This window comes from Bacteroides ndongoniae (assembly GCF_900108345.1).
GTDB lineage: Bacteria > Bacteroidota > Bacteroidia > Bacteroidales > Bacteroidaceae > Bacteroides > Bacteroides ndongoniae.
On sequence record NZ_FNVV01000014.1, the window covers coordinates 648,055 to 669,556 of the forward strand.

At 48.6% G+C, this 21,502-nt stretch carries 15 protein-coding genes; 10 read left to right on the forward strand and 5 right to left on the reverse strand.

Annotated elements, in window-relative coordinates; genetic code table 11:
• The first annotated feature begins 25 nt into the window (after nt 1-25).
• Nucleotides 26-1,300: a DUF3667 domain-containing protein gene (locus BQ5591_RS13680; RefSeq protein WP_071149773.1), complete on the forward strand. Its 1,275-nt coding sequence runs from the start codon at nt 26-28 to the stop codon at nt 1,298-1,300.
• 250 nt (nt 1,301-1,550) lie between these two features.
• Here the strand turns inward: BQ5591_RS13680 and BQ5591_RS13685 are convergent, their stop codons facing one another.
• Genes BQ5591_RS13685 through BQ5591_RS13695 form a run of 3 tightly spaced genes read right to left on the reverse strand, consistent with a single transcriptional unit; the run spans nt 1,551 to nt 7,317 of the window.
• Nucleotides 1,551-2,954 carry an efflux transporter outer membrane subunit gene (locus BQ5591_RS13685; protein WP_071149774.1) on the reverse strand — a complete coding sequence of 468 codons (1,404 nt, stop codon included), beginning with the start codon at nt 2,952-2,954 and terminating at the stop codon, nt 1,551-1,553.
• 37 nt (nt 2,955-2,991) lie between these two features.
• A complete protein-coding gene (locus BQ5591_RS13690) occupies nt 2,992-6,099 on the reverse strand; it encodes an efflux RND transporter permease subunit (RefSeq protein ID WP_022163444.1) in 3,108 nt (1,035 codons plus the stop codon).
• 21 nt (nt 6,100-6,120) lie between these two features.
• Nucleotides 6,121-7,317: an efflux RND transporter periplasmic adaptor subunit gene (locus tag BQ5591_RS13695; RefSeq protein ID WP_071149775.1), complete on the reverse strand. Its 1,197-nt coding sequence runs from the start codon at nt 7,315-7,317 to the stop codon at nt 6,121-6,123.
• A 431-nt stretch (nt 7,318-7,748) separates the two neighbouring features.
• Between BQ5591_RS13695 and BQ5591_RS13700 the strand changes: the two genes are divergently transcribed.
• From BQ5591_RS13700 to BQ5591_RS13710, 3 genes are read left to right on the forward strand one after another with little or no spacing between them, the layout of a single operon-like run.
• Nucleotides 7,749-8,018 carry a hypothetical protein gene (locus BQ5591_RS13700; protein WP_022163446.1) on the forward strand — a complete coding sequence of 90 codons (270 nt, stop codon included), beginning with the start codon at nt 7,749-7,751 and terminating at the stop codon, nt 8,016-8,018.
• 3 nt (nt 8,019-8,021) lie between these two features.
• On the forward strand, nt 8,022-8,576 hold the full coding sequence (locus BQ5591_RS13705; RefSeq protein ID WP_071149776.1) for a 1-acyl-sn-glycerol-3-phosphate acyltransferase: 555 nt from the start codon (nt 8,022-8,024) through the stop codon (nt 8,574-8,576).
• Nucleotides 8,577-8,601: 25 nt separating this feature from the next.
• Nucleotides 8,602-9,414, forward strand: coding sequence for an amidohydrolase (locus BQ5591_RS13710; RefSeq protein WP_071150729.1), 813 nt, complete (start codon nt 8,602-8,604; stop codon nt 9,412-9,414).
• Here BQ5591_RS13710 and BQ5591_RS13715 read toward each other — a convergent pair.
• Nucleotides 9,386-10,087 (reverse strand): SIMPL domain-containing protein, encoded by a 702-nt coding sequence (locus BQ5591_RS13715; protein ID WP_071149777.1) that lies wholly within the window; start codon nt 10,085-10,087, stop codon nt 9,386-9,388. The two genes, BQ5591_RS13710 and BQ5591_RS13715, sit on opposite strands and share 29 nt — an antisense overlap.
• A 478-nt stretch (nt 10,088-10,565) precedes the next feature.
• Between BQ5591_RS13715 and nagA the strand changes: the two genes are divergently transcribed.
• From nagA to BQ5591_RS13745, 6 genes are all read left to right on the forward strand, one after another.
• Nucleotides 10,566-11,732 (forward strand): N-acetylglucosamine-6-phosphate deacetylase, encoded by a 1,167-nt coding sequence (gene nagA, locus BQ5591_RS13720; RefSeq protein WP_022163450.1) that lies wholly within the window; start codon nt 10,566-10,568, stop codon nt 11,730-11,732.
• Nucleotides 11,733-11,882: 150 nt separating this feature from the next.
• On the forward strand, nt 11,883-13,874 hold the full coding sequence (locus BQ5591_RS13725; RefSeq protein WP_022163451.1) for a glucosamine-6-phosphate deaminase: 1,992 nt from the start codon (nt 11,883-11,885) through the stop codon (nt 13,872-13,874).
• A 194-nt stretch (nt 13,875-14,068) separates the two neighbouring features.
• On the forward strand, nt 14,069-16,975 hold the full coding sequence (locus BQ5591_RS13730) for a golvesin C-terminal-like domain-containing protein (RefSeq protein ID WP_071149778.1): 2,907 nt from the start codon (nt 14,069-14,071) through the stop codon (nt 16,973-16,975).
• A 205-nt stretch (nt 16,976-17,180) separates the two neighbouring features.
• Nucleotides 17,181-17,504, forward strand: coding sequence for a hypothetical protein (locus BQ5591_RS13735; protein WP_071149779.1), 324 nt, complete (start codon nt 17,181-17,183; stop codon nt 17,502-17,504).
• Nucleotides 17,501-17,725 carry a sulfurtransferase TusA family protein gene (locus tag BQ5591_RS13740; RefSeq protein WP_022163454.1) on the forward strand — a complete coding sequence of 75 codons (225 nt, stop codon included), beginning with the start codon at nt 17,501-17,503 and terminating at the stop codon, nt 17,723-17,725. The genes BQ5591_RS13735 and BQ5591_RS13740 overlap by 4 nt, the downstream gene beginning before the upstream one ends.
• Nucleotides 17,722-19,569: a YgiQ family radical SAM protein gene (locus tag BQ5591_RS13745; RefSeq protein WP_071149780.1), complete on the forward strand. Its 1,848-nt coding sequence runs from the start codon at nt 17,722-17,724 to the stop codon at nt 19,567-19,569. Before BQ5591_RS13740 ends, BQ5591_RS13745 begins: the two co-directional genes overlap by 4 nt.
• A gap of 361 nt (nt 19,570-19,930) precedes the next feature.
• Here BQ5591_RS13745 and BQ5591_RS13750 read toward each other — a convergent pair whose 3' ends face one another.
• Complete coding sequence (locus tag BQ5591_RS13750; RefSeq protein WP_071149781.1) at nt 19,931-21,484, reverse strand: ATP-binding protein; 1,554 nt, start codon at nt 21,482-21,484, stop codon at nt 19,931-19,933.
• Nucleotides 21,485-21,502: the final 18 nt, after the last annotated feature.

Below are 21,502 nucleotides of genomic sequence, written 5' to 3' on the forward strand. Positions count from 1 at the left end.
AAGAATGAAAAATAAAGAATGAACAATGAGAATCACTGAAATACTCAACCAACGCCGACGACGTATCCGTCGCAACATCGAAGCCATGCGTCTGCGCCGTATCCGTCGTCATACCCGCCCCAGCTACACATACTGCATGAATTGCGGAACGAAACTGAAAGGCATGTATTGCCACCAGTGTGGACAGTATGCGCTCGATATCCATCAGCCCATGTGGAAATACATCCGTCAGTACTTCGAAAACATGTATCAGTTCGACGGTAAGGTATGGATGACGCTCCGGCTGATGTTTACCCGACCGGGATTTCTGACCAACGAGTTCAACGAAGGTAAAATCAACTCCTACGTTCACCCCTTCCGCCTATACATGTTCATTTCCGTCGTGTTCTTCACCTTCTTCTTCATGGCTACCGAACGGATTACCGGACGTGCACTGCTGACAATGGCAGGAGAACAGATTCCTGACACAGTGATGAACACGCTGCGACAGGCAGATGCTACAACACTGCCAGACACTACCATCTACGCCTACAATATGGAAACGCTGCGCAAGGTGCTGGATGCACGCGGAGCAACACAGGCCGACAGCCTTGTCCGTCTGCATTACGAGGACCGCGGCGACGAACTGAATCTGGTCACGATCCCCCGCCTGCTCTTCGACTCCTGCCTGACACGTACTGCCCTTCACGAGGAGAATCAGACTGAAGCCAACATATTGCGCAAGACTGCCAAACTGGGCGAAATGGATGAGGAAGAACTGTTCTACCACAACATGCCTAGCGACTCGGTAACAGGACGTATTACAGCTGACACGTATGACTGGATGACGCGTATTGATCAGAAAGACCAGCTTCACCATCAGGCCACGGCATCGTTCGTACTGGGTCAGTTGTCCAAGTGGACCCCCATGTTCCTGATGTTCCTCCTGCCCCTACAGGCATTACTGTTTAAGGCTTTCTATCCACGCCGACGATACATGGAACACTTTGCCCATGCCACACATCTGAGCAGTTTCCTGCTTGTACTGATGGCCGTACCTGCAAGTATCTTACTTTGGGAATTCAACCTGGGACGTGACAACGATATCAACACTGGTACTGTACAAGATGCCATTATCTTCCTCTCACCTGTGGTGTTGCTGTTCTACCAGCTTGTATCCATGCACACCGTCTACCGCGATGGATGGGGCAAGACTACTGTAAAGTGTCTGCTTACATCAGGTTTATTCAACCTCCTGGCCTTCAGCCTTGCCGCTATGCTGATTTTGTTCCTTGTATTAAAAGCGATAGGAGAATTATGATTCTAAATAAGTATGGAGATGATTCGGTTCCGCTTCGTTCCGGTCAACATGACGGAATGAAAGCAACATCTTAATTCGGCAGGTTTTCTTTGTACTGAATGCCTCCTACTTTCAAAAAGAATCCTGGTTCCCAAACAAACTCTTATCACGAATAACTCCGATTTTCACAGGGATTTTCTCTTGTTGACAAGCAAAAGATATATAACCTGTAAAAACCGGAGTTATCCGTAGTAGAGTTGCGTTTTTCAGCTTATTCCCATCCCCCACCAAGTGCTTTGTAAAGGTTGACCATCGTAATACGCTTGTCACGGATGGCATAGCTCAAACTAAGCTGGGCATCGAAATAGGTACGCTGGGCATCGAGCAGATCCATGTAACCAATAGCTCCGTTCACATACTGTAACTGTGCCAGTTCGAGCGTGGACTTGGCCGACTGTTCCAGACGCTGACGCGTATCATAGATATCCTTAATCTTATTGAACTCGGTAATTGCATTATAGGCATCTTTGAATGCACTGAGCACAGCTTTCTCGTAAGCATAAGCAGCACGTTCGCAAGCGGCCTTCTTGGCTTTAAGACGGGCGCGATTCTTGCCCATGGCAAAGATAGGTTGCAACAGTGTACCGCTCAGCAAATGATAAGGCGACTTCAGAATGTCCGACAGTTCTTCACTCTCAGCACCCAGGTTTGCAGTCAGTGTAATACTGGGGAACAGGCTCGTAAAAGCCACACCTACCGCTGCATTGGCTGCTATCAAATCCTGCTCGGCCTGACGAACGTCTGGACGACGTTCAAGCAAAGTGGAAGGAAGACCTACAGGCAAATTCTCGGGCAACACGATATCTACCGTAATAGGTGTACGCCGTATGCTGTGCGGATACTCACCGGTCAGGAAAGACAATTCATTCTCCTTCAGCGTAATCTTTCGTTCCAAATCCGGGACCAAAGTTTCAGTTTTCGCCAATTCCACCTGCGCCTGACGGAAGGGAATTTCAGAAATAAGTCCTCCTTCATAACGCAAACGTACCAGGTGAAGACTCTCCCGACGTGCCTCTAACGTTTGTTGTACAATAGCCAACTCGTTATCCAGTGCCACCAGTTCGAAATAAGCCTGAGCCACCTGTGCCACAAGACTCATCTGCAAAGCACGCCGACTTTCAATTGAACCGACAAACTCTGCCAGGCTGGCATCACGCGCCCAGCGAAGTTTTCCCCAAAGATCAAGTTCCCATGAAATCACTCCTTTCAGTTCAAATTCATTATCCGGATTGTAGTGATCACCACCATAATCATCAGCTTCTTTCTCTGCATAAGCACGTAGTCCGACCGAAGGGAACATGTTGGCAACGTCAATGCGCTTCATAGCGGCCAGTTCTTTCACCCGGGCTGCAGCCATCTGCATGTCTTTGTTATAAACCAGTGTCTTGCGAATCAGTCCCTGCAACAAAGTATCCGCATACAGCCACTCCCAGGGATAATCGGCAAAACTGGTTGTATCGGTATACAAGGCATCCGATCGGTGAGCCGAATCCTGCAACGAAGCTGGCAGTTCGAGCTCCGGACGTGTATAATGTTTGCCCAGCTGACACCCCGAAAGCAACAAAAGGGCAACAAGAAACAACGAAAGTCTATTATATAAGGTATGTATCATAATCTGTTATTTATTGTTTGTAGATAAAAACTCAGGTCCTTTACGAGCGCACCTTTTTCAGCTTGTTCTTCGCCTTGTATATCATGACAAAGAAGAAAGGTACCAGCACGATTCCTACCGTAACCGCCACAATCATTCCGAAGAAAACACCCGTACCGATAGCCTGACGGCTGGCAGAACCCGGTCCGCTGGCAATCACCATAGGCAACATACCCAGGATAAAGGCCAATGAAGTCATCAGAATAGGACGGAAACGCAAGTGTGAAGCATGTAAGGCAGCCTGTACAACATCCTTTCCGGCATCGGCTTCGTCTTTAGCAAACTCTACGATAAGGATGGCATTCTTGGCAGCCAGTCCCACCAACATTACCAGACCGATCTGGAAATAAGTATCATTTTCAAGTCCACATGCCGCAACACCCATATAAGCTCCCAACGCAGCCACCGGCAACGAAAGCAATACAGCGATGGGGATGCTCCAACTTTCGTAAAGCGCAGCAAGGAAAAGGAATACAAACAGGAATACCAGTGTCAGAATCAGACCTGTCTGTCCGCCAGCCTGCTTTTCCTGATAAGACAATCCACTCCATTCAATACCGATATTATCCGGCAAATGTTCACGGGCAATCTGTTCCATCAGTTCCATTGCCTGTCCCGAGCTATAGCCCTGAGCTGCCGTACCACGGATAACAGCCGTATTGAACATATTAAAACGTTTGATGCTTCCAGGTCCCGTCGTATATTCTGTATTACCCAGTGCAGTAAGCGGAATCATGGCACCATTGCTTCCTCTTACGAAGAAAAGGTTGATATTATCGCGATGCTCACGATAAGATGCTTCTGCCTGCAAATACACACGATAAATACGGTTGAACATATTGAAGTCGTTCACATAAACCGAACCCGTATAGGCTTTCACCGTTGAAAATACATCGGCCATAGGTACTCCCACCATTTTCACCTTGTCGCGGTCTACATCGAAATACAGCTGTGGAATCTCGGCCTGCAATGACGAAGACAGACTGCTCAGCTCCTTACGTTGCGACGCATAATACATCAAAGTATCGGCTGCCTGTACCAGATTTTCGTACGTAGCATCACCACGAGCTTCGAGCTGCATTTCAAAACCTCCCGATGTACCCAGTCCCGGAATAACAGGCGGAGTCGACAGATATACCTTACACTCGGGATATTCATTGAACTCACGGCTCACACGGTTCATAATCTTATCGATAGTCGTATCGTCACGTTCCTTCCATTCCTTCAGAATCACTGTCAGCTGACTGCGCGCCTGACTTGTTCCCACACGCGGGCTGGTACCGGCAACACTCTGAACATACTCCACTTCCGGCATCTTCATCAAGAAGTCTATGGCGCGGTCTGTCACAGTACGTGTACGTTCCAAAGTAGTACCTTCCGGCATTTCCAGCTCTACTGTGAAATACCCCTGATCTTCTACAGGCAAGAAGCTGGTCGGTATCAGTCGATAAAATACAAAGATAAGCACCAGTACCATTCCAAAACCAGCCATCACTCTACGCGGATTCTTAATGACACGCTTGATAATAGCCACATAACGGTGATTTCCCAAGTCGAGCCAGCGGTTAATGGCACGGAACACACGGTTTTTAGGTTTATTGGGATCAGTCGGCTTCAGGATCAGCGAACACATCACAGGGCTCAGCGTCAATGCCACTACTGTCGAAAGCAATACCGACACAGCAATCGTCACACTAAACTGACGATACAACTGTCCTGTAATACCTGACAAAAAGCTAACCGGCACAAACACAGCAGCAAGAACAAGCGAAGTGGCTATCAAAGCACTGGTCAGTCCGTCCATGGCTTTCTTGGTGGCTTCGTAAGCGTTCAGATGTTCCTCCTCCATAATACGCTCTACATTCTCCACAACCACAATGGCATCATCCACCACCAGACCGATGGCAAGCACCAATCCCAACAAAGTCAATATATTGAGCGAAAACCCGAAGATAAGCATGAATCCGAAAGTACCGATCAGCGAGATAGGCACAGCTACAATCGGAATCACGGTAGCACGCCAGCTCTGGAGCGAAAGGAATACCACCACAATTACCAGGAATAATGCTTCAAACAGTGTTTTGTACACCTCGTGAATAGACTCTGATATGTAAGTCGTCATATCGAAGGGGAACTCATACGACAGGCCTTCGGGAAAACTCTTGCTGATTTCCAACATTGTTTTCTTCACATTCTCGGCCACTTCCATGGCATTGGCTCCCGGCAGCATGTATATACCCAACACTGCTGCATTTCCACCGTTGATACCACTCTCCGTATTGTACGACTGCGCTTCGAGCGAAACACGTGCCACATCGCGCAAACGTATCAGTGAACCGTCAGCATTGGCACGAAGCACAATTTCTTCAAACTCGGCCGCACTGGACAAACGTCCCTGAGCAGTAATAGGAATTGTAATATCAAGTCCTGTTACAGGTTGTTGACCCAATACACCGGCAGCCGATTCACGGTTCTGATCCTTCAATGCATTCTGTACATCCTGCACTGTCAAACCAAAATTGGCCAGACGGGCCGGATCCACCCAGATCTGCATGGCATAATAACGGCTTCCGATATTCGACACACGTCCTACTCCGGGAATACGGCGCAACAGGTCGAGCACATTAATGGTAGCAAAGTTACTTAAATAGATTTCGTCAAATTTAGGATCATCCGACGTCAAGCAGAGCGTCATCAACTGACTGGCTGCCTGCTTTTCTATTTCAATACCGTTCTGCACCACCTCGGCCGGCAAACGCGATTCTGCCAGCTTGATACGGTTCTGAATTTCTACAGCCGCCAGGTCAGGATCGGCAGAAATATCAAATGTGACGGTTGCCGAAAAACCTCCCGAGTTGGAACTGTTCGACTCCATGTAGAGCATACCCGGCGTACCGTTCAACTCCTGTTCGATCGGAGTAGCCACAGCCTGAGACACGGTCAGCGCGCTGGCTCCCGGATACGATGCGCTGATCTTCACGACCGGCGGAGTAATCTGAGGATACTGGTCAATAGGGAGCATCGTCAGGCCGATGATACCCACAATGACAATCAATATAGATATGACAGCCGAAAAAACGGGCCTGTCTATAAAAAAACTTACTTTCATGCTACTGGTTCTGCGTTTAGGTTATGACTTCTTATTCTCTTCCTCTTCCTGAGAAGGCACAGCTTCTCCTACCCGTACCTTGATACCCGGGCTGAGTTTATGATAGCCTTCACTCACTACCATTTCGCCGTGTGCCAATCCACGCTCTACAACTACACTGTTTCCGAACTCAGGTCCCAGTTCGATAAAGCGGCGTTCCACTGTCGAATCACGACGCATGACGAACACATACGCACCTCCTTTTTCTATAATAAGCGACTTTTGCGGAATGACGGTTGCATTCTCACGTACGTCGAGCAGCAATCTTACCTTGGTAAACTGTCCAGGCAGAAGCACCCGGTCAGGATTAGGCATTTCGGCACGAACCGAGAAAGTTCCTGTTTTAGGATCAACCTGCGGTTCGGCAAAGTCCACCAAACCTTTATAAGGATACACACTATTATCAGGCAGAGTAATGGTAACAGTAGGCTGCCACGAACGGGTGGAGTCTTTCTGTCCCAAAGTTACGTTACGTTCTTTACTTTTCAGATAGTCGAGTGCTGTCATACTGAAGTCCACCAGCACCGTGTCACTCTTGACCACTGTAGCCAGCAATGATTTTCCAGCCGTACCCACCAGCGTACCCAGATCGACATAACGTTCACTGATGTGTCCCGATATCGGCGAGCGCACCCACGTATATCCCAATTCCTGTTCTGCCTGATCCAGATCGGCCTGACTCATACCCATGCTGGCCACGGCCGTTTCATAAGCCGCAATAGCATTGTCCAGATCGAGCTGACTGGCAGCGTTTTGTTCGAACAAAGGACGTATACGTTCCAAATCGCGCTTGGTTTTTCTCACCGAAGCCGAATCTTTACGCAACTGTGCCCGCGCTTTGTCAGCTTTGGCACGATATTGCTTGGGGTCTATGACAAACAAGACCTGGTTTTTGGTCACATAAGTACCTTCGGCAAACTCCATGCTTTCGAGGAAACCCTCCACACGTGCACGTACTTCCACAAATTGCTGTGCTCTGATACGTCCCACATAATCGCCGTAAATTTCTACATCCTCGGTAGCAGCAGGTTCTACCATTACAATAGGAACTTGAGGTTGAACTTTTTCAGGCCATGTCCAGATGATGTATCCGCCCACCAATACAGCCATACAGGCAACCATGCCTATAACTCTCTTTCTCTTCAGCTTCAATTCTTTTTTTGTAAAAAACAGTTTCATGCTTGTTTGTTTATTAAATTTAACCCTGTTATTTTCTGATATAAGAATGCAAGTCCGATGCCAAAACCGGCTTAAGGAGTACAAAGATACGCAAATCTCTCGTTTTCAACAAATAAAGCCATATCAAAATCCTTCCATCCAACCAATCCGCCAATGTGGATTGTGTAGAAACTCCACATCAGCCTGTAGACTTTTTCCACACCACCCCATTCTCAGGCAAACACAAATATACCCAAGCGTTGTTCTAAAAATATTTTCTTTTTTCCTTTTATTGATAAAAAAGTAGTATCTTTACCGAAAATAAAAGGCAATGACTTTTTAGCAGGCTTTTTATTTGCAGGAAAGAATCATTCAATTTCGTCCTGGCCTGTAAAGAATCGAGCCTTCTATATTTTTGGAAAACCAATTATTCACTTAAAAAACGGAAAATTATGGCAAGCAGAAAGAATTTGAAGAAGAGCGTTAACTATATTGCAGGAGAGTTGTTTACCGAATGTCTGGTTATCAGTAAATTTGTTCCGGGAGCAGACAAGCAGAAAGCTGACGAACTGATGGGCGAAATTCTGAACATGCAAGACGAGTTTATCAGTCGCATCAGCCACACCGAACCGGGCAATGTAAAAGGATTCTATAAAAAATTCCATTCAGACTTCAACGCTAAAGTGAACGAGATTATTGATGCCATGAGCAAATTAGGATAAATAATGAAGAAATCCTTTTATAGCTTCATCTTTTACCGCCTATTGGGATGGAAAACCCGTCTGGAAGTGCCCAATTACGACAAGTGCGTAATTTGTGCCGCTCCTCATACGTCCAATTGGGATCTTTTCATCGGAAAACTGTTCTATGGTTCACTTGGACGGAAAGCCTGCTTCATGATGAAAAAAGAATGGTTTTTCTTCCCGTTAGGCATATTTTTCAAAGCGATCGGTGGCATCCCGGTCAATCGCGATAAAAGAACTTCCATGGTCGACCAGATGGCCGAACGATTTGCCAACAGCACCCAGTTTCATTTGGCCATTACGCCCGAAGGTACACGCAAGGCCAATCCAGAATGGAAAAAAGGGTTTTACTACATTGCCCTGAAAGCGCAGGTACCCATTGTACTCATCGGAGTAGACTATCCGTCAAAAACAATCTATGCCACCAAAGTAGTCATCCCTACAGGAGATTTCGAAAAGGAAATGCGCGAAATAAAGCTTTACTTCAAAGCATTCCGGGGCAAACATCCTGCCAATTTCACGATTGGAGATGTATAACAAACTTCTATCACGCACCCTTGTCATGGACTCATTACGCATTAGCCTTCTGCAAACAGACATCATTTGGGAAAACAAAACAGAAAACCTTCGCCGCGTACACGAGAAACTGCAATCCCTCTGTGGAAAAACGGACATCCTTGTTTTGCCCGAAATGTTCTCGACCGGTTTCAGCATGTCACCCGCAGCCTTGGCTGAACCTGTGACCGGAGAGAGCATTACCACCCTGCAGCAATGGTCCAAACAATACCAAATGGCCATTACCGGGAGTTTCATTGCAAGCGATTCCGACCCCGCTTCGGTACAACACTATTACAACCGTGGCTTTTTCCTTACCCCCGAAGGCGAAAGCCACTTTTACGATAAGCGGCATCTGTTTCGCATCGGCATGGAAGGCGAACAATACACAGCTGGCAACCAACGTCCAATCATCACTTACAAAGGTTGGCACATTCTACTGCTAATTTGTTACGACCTGCGTTTCCCGGTATGGAGCCGCAATGTCGACAACGAATACGATCTGCTAATTTATGTAGCCAGCTGGCCCTCTTCCCGCCGCAATGCTTGGGATATCCTGCTTCAGGCACGCGCCCAGGAAAACCTCTGCTACACATGCGGAGTAAACCGTATTGGAACAGACGGAAACGGACTTATCTACAACGGAGGAAGCATCCTGTACTCGCCCAAAGGAGAAGCGCTGGCGTCCGTCCCTAACGACAAAGAGAGCATTGCCACCGCAACACTCTCTTTCAATCAACTGCAAAACTTCCGGAAGAAGTTTCCCGTATGGCAAGATGCCGACCGTTTTTCTATTTTCTCAGATAATAATTCACGGTAGTCACCACACGTATACTTTTAATATAAGGTGTATTGGCGTCACGATCGGTAATCGTAAACTGCCCCTGCGACGCATTCCGTATCTTACCCAGCTTGCTGTCCGAGTCTTTGGCAAATTTTTCAGCCGCGGCCCGTGCATTTTTGGTTGCCTCTTCTATCATCTGCGGCTTTACCTCATTCAGTCCCGTAAACTCATACACTACATTATACCGGTAATCCCCTCCCGTTATCGTGATTCCCTGTTTCATCAGTTCGGCCTGTTCTGACATCAATTTACGCACCTTATCCACATTTTTCGATGTCACGGTTATCACCGAAGTGGCATTATAACGATAGTTCACATTACGGTCGGCATACCGTTCAGCCTGCATATCTATTACTTCGGGCGGTGCAATGCTGATTTCATCATCAGAGATTCCGTTCGATTTCAGGAACTGCACAATTGCCTTGTTTTTCTGTTCCAGATTAGCATACAGCACAGCCGGATCATTCCCGATGTCCTTATACATCAGGGGCCATACAACTTTATCAGCCGGAACTTCCATTTCAGCCAATCCTTTCACTGTTACCACCCGATCTTTTTCTCTAAAATCGTTGATACCGTTTCGTATCATCACACCCAGCATAATGATACCGATGGCGATAATAATCGCTTCAATTCTCCAGTTTTTCATAAACGGTTAAATATTTAAGTTACGTTTTTTATATTCTGCTGAAAATTAAATCACTATAGAAATAACCACTTTGCCAAAGTCAAAAGCAACAGCATAGCAAGATCTCATTTCCCGCTTTTAATGCTTAATCATAGGCCTTTTGCACCCTATTAATTTTAATAAATCCAAGACTTAAGTATATAACACCCCAAACATAAAGAAATATCTGCATAGAGCCTTCTTTTTAAAGAATTTTAAACTACACCACTTCCACGTTTTTTAGCCAAACCTGATTTGGAAGCGTTCAAAGGCATATATTTCTATCATTTTCCAATGCGTCCTATATCTTTTGACAGCTTTATTTTGACTTTTTAAAGAAAATACCTGCAATAAATGAGTGCAACATAGGCAAAAAGTCCCTACATTTGTATTTTGAAGTGTGTTTTTATCACACAGGCAAGAAAATACTTAATCTTAATAAACTAACCAACTAAATCCTATGTTGACTCAATTAATCAACGCACGCATCCTTACTCCTCAAGGATGGCTTAAAGACGGTTCCGTATTGATAAGGGACAATAAAATATTGGAAGTAACCAATTGCGACCTCGCCGTAATCGGCGCCCAACTGATCGATGTCAAAGGCATGTATGTACTGCCTGGTGGTGTAGAAATCCATGCCCACGGCGGAGGAGGACGCGACTTTATGGAATGTACGGAAGATGCATTCCGCACAGCTGTAAACACACACATGCGTTACGGCACAACCAGTATTTTCCCCACCTTGTCTTCATCCACAGTGCCTATGATCGAACAGGCTGCTGAAACATGTACGAAACTGATGCAGGAAAAAGACAGCCCCATATTGGGTCTGCATCTCGAAGGCCATTATCTGAATATGGCAATGGCCGGCGGTCAGATGCCCGAAAACATCAAGAACCCCGACCCCAATGAATATATTCCCATTGTAGAAAAATGGAATTGTATCAAGCGATGGGATGCAGCTCCCGAGTTGCCGGGCGCCATGCAGTTTGGCAAATATATTTCAGCCAAAGGCATACTGGCATCAGTCGCCCATACACAGGCTGAATTCGAAGACATCCGCACAGCTTACGAAGCCGGATATACGCATGCCACTCATTTCTACAATGCCATGCCCGGATTCCACAAGCGTCGTGAATACAAGTACGAAGGTACGGTAGAAAGTATCTACCTGTTGGACGACATGACAGTAGAAGTAGTTGCCGACGGCATACATGTGCCTCCCACGATCCTGCGCCTTGTCTACAAGATAAAAGGTGTGGAACGCACCTGTCTCATCACCGATGCATTGGCTTGCGCAGCCAGTGACAGCCAGGAAGCATTCGACCCTCGCGTCATCATCGAAGACGGTGTATGCAAGCTGGCCGACCGTTCCGCACTGGCCGGCAGTATTGCCACAATGGACCGTCTGATACGTACAATGGTGCAAAAGGCCGACATACCTCTGGCCGACGCTGTACGTATGGCTTCGGAAACACCGGCGCGTATCATGGGAGTCTACGACCGCAAAGGTTCACTCCAGAAAGGAAAAGACGCCGATATCATCGTCATGGACGACGATCTCAAGATCAGAGCAGTATGGGCTATGGGCCGGTTGATACCAGAAACCAATACACTCTCATAATTTTTTTTTAAGTTGGCAAGTTTATCTGTTTTTTGAGTTGGCAAGTTTGTTTGTTTTCAGATTTAAGTTTCTACAAGAGCATATCCAATCTGCGACTCATCAGCTTAAAGGCTCAAAAACGATTATAACCATTTATAATATCACAAGTTTATGAAAACCAATCTAAGTTCTCAAATCACTCTCAACAGAGTATCCCCCAGGTACTACAGACCTGAGAATGCATTCGAACGTTCCGTCCTTACCCGGCTGGAAAAGATACCGACAGACATTTATGAATCACCCGAAGAAGGTGCCAACCAGGTTGCTCTCGACATTGCGCAGATCATCCGCGACAAGCAGAAAGCAGGCCGCTTCTGCGTTTTAGCTTTAGCCGGTGGCAATTCTCCGCGTAACGTATATTCAGCCCTCATCCGTATGCATCGTGAAGAAGGACTGAGTTTCCGCAACGTCATTGTGTTCAATCTTTACGAATACTACCCATTGTCAGAAAATGCGGTAAGCAGCAACCTCAATTCTTTAAAGGAAATGTTGCTCAACCACGTAGACATTGACCCGCAGAATATTTTCAGCCCCAGTGGCAGCATCGCCAAAGATACCATCTTCGAATATTGCCGCCTGTACGAACAGCGCATCGAAAGCTTTGGAGGCATCGACGTTGCAGTGCTGGGCATCGGACGTGTTGGTAACATTGGCTTCAACGAGCCCGGATCGCGACTGAATTCCACCACCCGTCTGATTTTGCTGGACAACGCTTCACGCAACGAAGCTTCCAAGATGTTCGGCAACATCGAAAATACTCCCATCAGCTCCATCACCATGGGCGTATCCACCATTCTCGCTGCAAAGAAAGTATACCTGATGGCCTGGGGTGAAGAAAAGGCGCAAATGATCAAAGAGTGTGTCGAAGGCAACATCACCGATACAATTCCGGCATCTTACCTGCAGACCCACAACAATGCGCACATCGCCATCGACCTGTCAGCAGCTGCCAACCTGACCCGTATCCAACGCCCGTGGCTGGTCACTTCATGCGAGTGGAACGACAAGCTCATCCGGAGCGCCATTGTCTGGCTGTGTCAGCTTACCGGCAAACCCATCCTGAAACTGACCAACAAAGACTATAACGAGAACGGTTTGAGCGAATTGCTGGCACTCTACGGTTCTGCCTACAATGTCAACATCAAGATATTCAACGACCTGCAACACACCATCACCGGATGGCCGGGTGGCAAACCCAACGCCGACGATACGTACCGTCCCGAGCGCGCCAATCCGTATCCAAAGCGAGTTATTGTCTTCTCTCCCCATCCCGATGACGATGTCATTTCTATGGGAGGCACCATCCGCCGTCTGGTAGAACAGAAGCACGATGTACATGTAGCTTACGAAACTTCCGGCAACATTGCCGTAGGCGATGAGGAAGTGATCCGTTTCCTGCATTTCATCAACGGTTTCAACCAGCTTTTCAATAACAGCGAGGACCAGGTAATCAACGAAAAATACGCTGAAATCCGCAAATACCTGCGCGAAAAGCAAGACGGAGACATGGACACGCGCGACATCCTGACAATCAAGGGACTGATCCGTCGGGGCGAAGCACGTACTGCCTGCACGTACAACAACATTCCCCTCGACCATTGCCACTTCCTTGATCTGCCTTTCTACGAAACCGGCAAAATCCAGAAGAACCCTATCAGCGAAGCCGATGTGGAAATCGTACGTAACCTGTTGCGCGAAGTGAAGCCTCACCAGATATTCGTAGCCGGTGACCTGGCCGACCCGCACGGCACACACCGTGTCTGCACCGATGCCGTATTTGCCGCTATCGACCTCGAAAAGGAAGAAGATGCCGAATGGCTGAAGGATTGCCGCATCTGGATGTACCGCGGAGCATGGGCCGAGTGGGAAATCGAGAACATCGAAATGGCAGTACCCATCAGTCCGGAAGAACTGCGTGCTAAACGCAATTCCATCCTCAAGCATCAGTCGCAAATGGAAAGCGCCCCGTTCCTGGGCAACGACGAACGCCTGTTCTGGCAACGCAGCGAAGACCGCAACCGCGCCACAGCCAACCTGTACAACAAACTGGGTCTGGCCAGCTACGAAGCCATGGAAGCTTTCGTCGAATATATTCCTCTATAAAGGAGAGTGTGCCAAAGCCCAAAGTGGCTGACCTTTTGTTATTTTGTCATTCTGAGCAAAGCGAAGAATCTCGAAAACAGTTATTCATGTATCAAGATCCTTCACTTCGTTCAGGATGACATTAACATAATGAATATACTTCCCCATTTTGACACATCCTTCTTTCCTGTCACTTTATTACAAGAATTTTCCCGATGAAGAAATTCTCGTTTTCTTTTCTTCTTTGTCTGGCAGCCGCCAGCTTGCACGCACAAGACATTGAACGCAATGTCGAAGAGCGGCTACAGAATTTTTTCCACAACTACACCTGCTCGGCTACCCGTCTCGGCACATGCCGCCTGGACAGTTTCCGCATCGACTATTCCCGGAAAGAGATACATATTTATGCTGGCGACCGCTTTGCCAACCAGCCCTTCCGCCCCGAAATCGCCGACGGAATCTACCGCAGCATCCGTCAGCTTCTGCCCGGACCGGTGAACTACTTCGACATTACTCTGTATGCTGAAGGACGAAGCATCGAAGACCTTATTCCCAACTTCTACCGCAAAGGGAAAAAAGACAAGAAACGCCTGTTTCATAACCTCGAATCCAAGACTGCTCCGTGGGTCAGTAGCCTTTCCCGTCCTTACGACATCACCCGCGGCCTTGCCGGACGTCATATCGCCATCTGGCAAAGTCACGGTCAGTACTACATCAACAGCAAGAACCAATGGGGCTGGCAACGCCCCCGGTTGTTCTGCACCACCGAAGACCAGTTCACCCAGTCGTTTGTATTGCCCTACCTCATCCCCATGCTCGAAAACGCCGGAGCCTGTGTCTATACGCCACGCGAGCGCGACACACAGTCCCACGAAGTCATCGTCGACAACGACGGTGCTCCCGTAAGGACGCGTTCCATCTACCTCGAAGAGAAAAGTCGGAGAGCTCGCTGGGCCGATGCCTCCCTGCCCGGATTCGCCTGGCGGAAAATCGTCTACCAAGATGGAGAGAATCCCTTTACCGACGGCACTGCCCGCTTTGCCCGCACCGAAAAGAAAAAAGAAAAAGCCTTCGCCGAATGGATTCCCGACATCCCCGAAACCGGCGAATATGCCGTATACGTATCCTACCAGACCTTGCCCGAGAGCGTCAGCGATGCCAAATACCTGGTCTTTCACAACGGTGGAGTCACCGAGTTCAAAGTCAACCAGCAAATCGGTGGCGGTACCTGGGTTTATCTGGGCACGTTCTCATTCGATAAGGGAGTCAACGATTACGGCATGGTTGTACTGAGCAACGAAAGTCAGGAAAACGGGGTGGTCTGTGCCGATGCAGTCCGCTTCGGAGGAGGAATGGGGAACATAGCCCGGGGCGGGCAGACCAGCGGACTTCCCCGCTACCTCGAAGGAGCCCGTTACGCTGCCCAATGGGCCGGCATGCCTGCACAGGTCTACGGCCGCCCTGAAGCCGATAACGACTATGCCGACGACATCAACGCCCGTTCGCGCACCATCAACTACCTGTCCGGTGGTTCCGTCTTCAACCCCGATGAGCCGGGCAAGGGCATCCCGTTCGAAATGAGCATGGCACTCCACAGCGACGCCGGAGTCAACAAGGAGGACTGTATCATCGGTACCCTGGGCATCTATACCGCCCGTACCGTCGACGAACCACTGGGTGCCGGTACCGACCGCTATGCTTCCCGCGACCTCTCCGACCTGCTGCTCTCCCAACTCCAGCGCGACCTCCGCTCTACGTTCAATGTCGACTGGACACGCCGCAGCATGTGGAACCGCAACTACAGCGAAACCCGCCTCCCCGTCGTCCCCTCTACCATTGTCGAATTGTTGTCCCACCAGAACTTTGCCGACATGCGGCTGGGACACGACCCGCATTTCAAGTTCACCGTCGGACGCTCGCTCTACAAAGCCATTCTGAAATATCTGTGCACCCAGCGCGACCGCCCCTATGTCGTACAGCCCCTGCCGGTCAACCGCTTTTCCGCTCAGTTCGGTCGGAAAAAGAATACGGTCGAGCTTACCTGGAAACCGGTTGCAGACCCTGCCGAACCGACAGCCAGTCCGAACGAATACATTGTCTACACACGCATCGGACGAGGCGGTTTCGACAACGGTGTACGCGTCAGCAGTCCCTCCTATACCATGAAGATAGAACCGGGCATCATCTATTCTTTCAAAGTGACTGCCGTCAACCGGGGCGGTGAAAGTTTTCCGTCCGAAATTCTGTCGGTCTACAAAGCCCGCCACGAAGAAAAACAGGTGCTCATCGTCAACGGATTCGACCGCATCAGTGGTCCTGCCGTCCTCAGCAACGATGTGCAGGCAGGGTTCGACCTGACACAGGATATCGGCGTACCTTACCTTTACGACATTTCCCTCTGCGGCTACCAGCAGGACTTCAACCGTAAGAATGCCGGCACCACCCTGGGCGAAAGCGGCGACGAACTGGAAGGAATAAAAATAGCAGGCAACCGTTTCGACTATCCCTTCATCCACGGCAAGGCCATACAGGCCGCAGGCAGATACAGCTTCGTATCGTGCAGCGACGAAGCCGTCGAAGAAGGACACGTCAGCCTCGAAGATTATCCCATCGTCGACTATATCCTGGGCATGGAGAAAGACGACCGCGACAGCAATCCTGCCCGCAATGTCTATTATAAGACTTTCTCCTCCCCCATGCAGCGGGCTCTCACTTCCTACTGCCAGTCAGGCGGCCGTCTGCTGGTCAGCGGTGCATACGTTGCCAGCGACATGAACAGCTCGCAAGGCGAACGCACATTCACACAGGATGTATTGAAATACAGATATGCCGGACAGTTCAAACCCGGCGGCAATCCGATTTCCGTTCAGGGCCTGGGCCGCAACCTGAGCATTCCCAGTGCCCCCAACAGTTCGACCTGCCCCATCGCTTCGGCCGACTGCCTCCAACCCACTGCATCCGCCTTTGCCGCCATGGTCTACACCGACAGCCGCACCGCCTCGGCCGTTGCCTACAAAGGAAACGATTACCGGACGTTCGTCATGGGATTCCCCTTCGAGTCTATCCGTTCCGAATCAGACAGGGCAGGCATCATGGCATCCATACTGAAGTTTTTTGAATAATCAAAAAAAACTTCTATCTTTGCCACAAACGAAATACGGAAAGAGTTAATGAGCTTTTAAGTTTTTAAGTTGATGAGTTGATGAATTTTTAAGTTAAAGTAAAACGATCACTTACAAACTCAAAAACCAAAAACTCAAGAACTCAGAAACTCAAAAACTTAAGAACTCAAAAACTTAAAACTTAAAACTTAAAAACTCAAAAGCCATGTACACCATACAAGCCAACCCCAGCGGGACACGCAGCATCGAGGTTTCCGACGAGAATCTCTCTACGATCGAAAGATACGGTCTTTTCCGCCATCTGATTGACAGCAACGGCATTGTCGACGAAACCGTTCTCGACAAACTGAAACTGAACATCCGCTCCCTGATTGCTTCTCAGGAAGAGAACAGCAAGGACCTGCTCGACCTGTGCATCGACGTTATCTACCACAACAATATGAAGGCATTTGGTCTGCAGCAACTCATCAAGTTGTACCTCCAATGGCTTCCCAACCAGATGCCCTCAGAAGAAGACGAAGAAGAATGAAAACAGTCAATACCTGCGGACAACGGCATTACAGTCCACTCATCCCCGCCATGAAAGCGATATGCGAAGCAGCCGAAGGCGAGCAGTTGGAAATCATCATGGATGATTCCCTGGCATTCAACGACCTGAAGGAATATCTTTCAGAGCAGCAGATCGGCTTCCGCGAAATCTACAACGGCGAACAGCTGACTTTACAATTCATCCCCTCTCCCCGCCCATGAAAGAATACCGGCTTACAGACTGGTTGCCCACTACCAAAAAAGAAGTGGAACTCCGTGGATGGGACGAATTGGATGTCATCCTTTTCAGCGGCGATGCTTATGTAGACCACCCCTCGTTCGGTGCGGCTGTCATTGGCCGTATCCTCGAAGCCGAAGGCTTGCGGGTAGCCATTGTACCCCAACCCAACTGGCGCGACGACCTGCGCGATTTCAAGAAGCTGGGACGCCCTCGCCTGTTTTTCGGCATCAGTGCCGGCTGCATGGACTCGATGGTCAACAAATATACGGCCAACAAGCGTCTGCGCAGCGACGATGCCTATACTCCCGATGCCCGTCCGGACATGCGGCCCGAATATCCGTCTATCGTCTATACCCAAATACTGAAGCGTCTCTATCCCGATGTCCCCGTCGTACTCGGAGGCATCGAAGCCAGTATGCGCCGGCTCACGCACTACGACTACTGGCAGGCCAAGGTGCTGCCCAGCATTCTGGTAGACAGCGGTGCCGATGCCCTTATCTACGGCATGGGCGAAAAGCCTGTTGTCGAGCTTGTCCGCCGGCTGTCCGCAGCCGGTACCGAACCATGTACCGTCGGTCCGCACTTCCGGCAATGTATTGCCGACATTCCCCAGATGGCTTACCTCGATGCCCATCCTGTTTCGCACGAAGACGACATCCTTCTCTTCTCTCACGAAGAATGCCTGAAAGACAAGAAGAAACAGGCGGCCAACTTCCGGCACATCGAGGAAGAGAGCAACAAGTACGCCGCTTCGCGCATCCTGCAGGTAGTAGGCCGTCAGACGGTCGTCGTCAATCCGCCCTATCCGCCGCTTACCGAAGCCGAACTCGACCACTCGTTCGATCTGCCCTATACCCGGCTGCCGCATCCCAAGTACAAGGGAAAACGCATCCCCGCCTACGACATGATCAAGTTTTCGGTCAACATCCATCGGGGCTGTTTCGGAGGCTGTGCTTTCTGCACCATCTCTGCCCATCAGGGCAAGTTCATCGTCAGTCGCTCCAAGGAAAGCATCCTGCGCGAAGTCAAGGCCATCATGCAACTGCCCGACTTCAAAGGCTACCTCAGCGACCTGGGTGGTCCCAGTGCCAACATGTACCGCATGCATGGCAACAATCCCGAGCTCTGCCACAAGTGCAAGCGTCCGTCGTGCATCCATCCGCAGGTTTGTCCCAACCTGAACACTGACCACCGCCCGCTGCTCGACATTTACCATGCTGTCGACGCCCTGCCGGGCATCAAGAAGTCGTTCATCGGCAGTGGCGTACGCTACGACCTGCTGTTGCACGAAAGCAAAGACCCGGAAATCAACCGCAGCACCCGTCAGTATACCCACGAGCTTATTGCCCGCCATGTCAGCGGCCGGCTGAAAGTAGCACCCGAACATACGTCCGACCGTGTGCTCCGCATCATGCGGAAACCATCGTTCAGCCAGTTCGAAACCTTCAAGAAGCAGTTCGATGCCATCAACCGCCAGGAAGGATTGCGCCAGCAGCTCATTCCCTATTTCATCTCCAGCCACCCCGGCTGCAAGGAAGAAGATATGGCCGAGCTTGCCGTCATCACCCGCCGTCTGAACTTCCAACTGGAGCAGGTGCAGGACTTCACGCCCACCCCCATGACGGTCTCTACCGAAACATGGTATACGGGCTACCATCCTTACACCCTCGAACCCGTGTTCAGCGCGCGCACCCAACGCGAGAAACTGGCCCAGCGCCTGTTCTTCTTCTGGTACAAACCCGAAGAACGTAAAAACATCCTCAACGAGCTTCGCCGCATCGGTCGTACGGATCTGATTGATAAGCTGTATGGGAAGAAGAGATAGGGAGCCTCACCCCAACAAAAGTGTGTAAAAACAAAGGTATCTGAAATTCTCCTCCTTCTGGAAGGTTGTCCTCCCCTGATAACGGGGGAGTTAAGAGGGGGTGAGTACCCGAAGGGGGAGGTGGTAGGCGAAACCATAAAGTATTGATATACAGAGCGATGTAAAACCTACCACCCCGCCCGTTGGGCAGAAGGTGTGTCAAATTAAGAAACCGCTTTCCTTTAGGCACGGATTACACGGAATTTCGCGGATGATTATTCTTCTTTCTCTGCGTTTTTCCGCGTAATCCGTGCCTAAAAATAACAAGATGGCAGTCACTTTTAGTTTTGACACACCCTCAGCACCATGCGGCATTTTCCATTTATCCCACGATTTTCCAGTCTTCGATACGACGGGTAATAGTAGAAAAGTTAACTCCTATTTTATACAGTTTGCGCGGATTGGTCGCGAACGGACTGGCATACCCTTTTTCCTCAATTTGTTGCAATGCTTTTTCAGCAGAAGAATTGATTTTCAATTCAATAATATAAATATAATCCTTCGTCTGAACAGTTAAATCTATACGTCCGTTGCTTGTAGCACGCTCAACCTCCACATCCATACCGATTAAATCGAGTATGATGTACATCGCATATTGAAAATTTTTCTCTGTATCGCCTTGAATCTGATAACTTATATTGGCGAAGAATGCAGCCAGATGGTCCATAAAGTCTTCAGGTCTTCCTTTTATAAGCGCTGCACGCATCTTCGGGACTTTGGCTTTACTCTCTTCAGGATTTGATGACCGCAAATAATAGGTGATCAGCGAATTAAGAAATCCTTCCTTAACCTCTCCGTTTGGATATCCAAGCGTATATAGTTTACTATCCGAATCGTAACCCTTAATTGTCAGGTAACCTGTCTGAAACAAAAGTGGCACCGGATTATCAACGATAGAATCAGCCCCATTCAGAGTCGATGCAATCACTTCCTGCTTATCAAGAGTCGTAATGTCAAACGTTGTCTTTCTCAACACATTGACAAGCATGGAAGGTGTACCGGTCTCAAACCAATAGTTTCCGTATTCCCTGTCCTGCAAAGCATTCAAAAGACTAAATGGATTATAGACCCCCTCACTATCCGGATGGAAACGGTACCCGTCGTACTGTTCTTTAAGTTTCCTGTAACAGGTTTCCTTTGAAATTTTATGCTCATTCGCCATTATCGCAATACTTTCATCAAAGTATTCCTGTAGTTCCGTTTCAGAAATGCCACAAAGTTCTGCATACTGAAGCACCATGGATATGTCCCTCAAATTGTTCATTCCGCTGAACACACTGACTTTTCCTATTTTAGATACGCCTGTCAGAAAGGCAAACTTAATTTTTTCATCCTTGACTTTCAGGGTGCTGTAAAACCCCTGAAGTACAGTTCTATAGGTTTCACCTAACTCTTCATTTGTCAGATTGTCTTCTACCGGTTTGCCATACTCGTCAATAAGCACTACTACCTTACGTCCGGTTACTTCGTATGCTGCATCAATAATCTGTCTGAATCTGAGTCCCGGAAGATCAGACTGAGCAGTTATTCCGTATTTGTCTTCCCATTCGGTCAGAACCTGATTCAATATCTTCTGAAGATCAGATTCAGCCTTGTAGGCAACTCCGCTGAAGTCAATATGCAGTACAGGATATTCCGTCCAGTCCTTTTCAAAAGATTCAATGGCAAGTCCTCTAAAAAGCTCTTTTTCACCTTTAAAATATGCCTCCAGCGTGGAAGTCAACAGACTTTTGCCAAACCTGCGAGGACGGCTAAGAAAATAATATTTTCCTGTGGACACAAGATTATACATCAATGCAGTCTTGTCCACATATAAATATCCGCCTTCGCGAATTTCTTTGAAGCTCTGAATACCAACCGGATATAGCATAGTCATATTTCCTGTGATATAATT